Here is a 760-nt window from a genome sequence, read left to right on the forward strand (position 1 = left end):
AGCACGCTCTCAGGCCGCCTGGCACGCCTGCGCGTCCGGAGCCGGCCGGAAGATCTCCCGGCATGCGTCGCCCTCCACCGCCCCGGCAAACGCTGGCCCGGCGTTCGCGTCGCGACATGAGTGAGCCGTTTTCATCCTGAGTAGCGGCTGGTCTCGACGCGGTGCAGGACGAGGATGGCCTGCACGATCGCCGTGGCGCGGCGGGGACAGCAACGCAGCTTGGTCAGGATCTTCCAGGTCTTCAGCGTGGCGATGGCTCGTTCGCCGCGGGCGCGGAGCCGGGCATGACCACGGTTGACGGCCCGCTGGCGGCGGGACAGCTTCGGTCGGTATCGGTGGCGCTTGAACGGCGTGCGCACGCTGCCACGGGCGCCCTGGTAGTCCTTATCGGCGAAGGTCATCACATCCGCGCTGATCAGGGCATCGATGATGCCATGACTGCGTGCGGCGGTCAGTGTGCCGAACCGGGCAGTGCCGGTGACGCCCACACGAGCCGGGCGACGGGCGTCCGCGATGACCTGCACGTTCACGCCGTGACGCTTGTGTTTTCCGGAGTAGTACGGCTTCTGGTTGGCGACCCGGTCGATCGGGATCAGGGTGCCGTCGAGGATTGCGTAGGCGAGCAGACGGATCCTGGTCATGGCCGTGGCCAGGTCGTCGGCGGTCGCGGCGAGCAGGTCGATGGCCTCGCGGACATAACGCCAGGCGGTCGTGACGCCGATGTCGAATCCGGCGGCCAGGCGGGTGTAGGTGTCGCCGT

1 protein-coding gene is annotated in these 760 nt (G+C 68.7%); it reads right to left on the reverse strand.

All coding sequences use genetic code 11. The features are described 5' to 3' along the window. Positions 1–131 precede the first annotated feature (131 nt). Positions 132–760: transposase family protein (locus SM447_RS29250; protein WP_474576097.1), on the reverse strand; the 629-nt coding region annotated here is incomplete at its 5' end.

It is taken from the genome of Micromonospora aridisoli, assembly GCF_056150025.1.